Source organism: Flavobacterium procerum (genome assembly GCF_042431625.1).
Taxonomy (GTDB): Bacteria; Bacteroidota; Bacteroidia; order Flavobacteriales; family Flavobacteriaceae; genus Flavobacterium; species Flavobacterium procerum.
In genome coordinates this window covers 1-799 of the sequence record NZ_JBHLYW010000024.1, presented here as the reverse complement: position 1 = coordinate 799, position 799 = coordinate 1, and the positions used below count along the sequence as shown (strand labels likewise).

The window sequence follows — 799 nt, the reverse complement described above, 5'->3', positions numbered from 1 at the left end:
ATTCCAGGTTACAGACGCCAACGGCTGTACGTACCAGGAATCATACACAGTAGTTCCGGTTACCAACATTACGGTTTCAGGCGAGCTTGTAGCGAATGTTGACTGTAACGGAAATGCAAACGGAGCTGTAAGATTTACAGCTGCCAATTTCGGAGGCACCTACACTGCTGCATTAACGGCAGGTACAGGTACGCTGACTCAGACAGGAAATACTGTTGATGTTACAGGATTGGTTCCAGGAACCTACACAGTAACTGTTACGGACAACGTGACGAACTGTACTGCTTTCGCTTCAGTTGTCGTAACAGAACCGGCAGCATTGGGTCTTAACCTTGTGAACAACGTAAACGCGAACTGTAACTTCGGTGCAAGGGTTGAAGTTGCCGCTACAGGCGGAACACCTGCATACAGATACCAGTTTGTTGTTGACGGAGCGGCTCATAACCCATTAGACTACGATATTTTCACTAGTGCGGTATTAGACCCTGCGGTAAGCACTGCTTGGGATGTTTGGGTTATCGATGCCAACAACTGCGAGACTATGCTTGATATCACAATCGGCGAAGACTTGCCTCCTTCAATCAATTCATCAGTTGGATTGTACTGCTACACAGGCGGTCCGGTTCCGATCACGATTACGGGAACGTATGTTGGCACGCCGATGTTCAGCATTGGAAACGGCTACCAGTCAAGTCCAAACTTTGTATTGAATGCTCCAGGAAACTACACATTCTATATCAAGGACGGAAACGGCTGTATCACATCAAGCCCTTACACATTGAACCAGGAATTGTTGCTG

1 protein-coding gene is annotated in these 799 nt (G+C 47.4%); it reads left to right on the top strand.

The genetic code is table 11. The features are described from left to right. Positions 1-799 (top strand): hypothetical protein (locus ACFFLS_RS22620; RefSeq protein WP_379689664.1); only part of this gene is annotated, 799 nt, incomplete at both ends.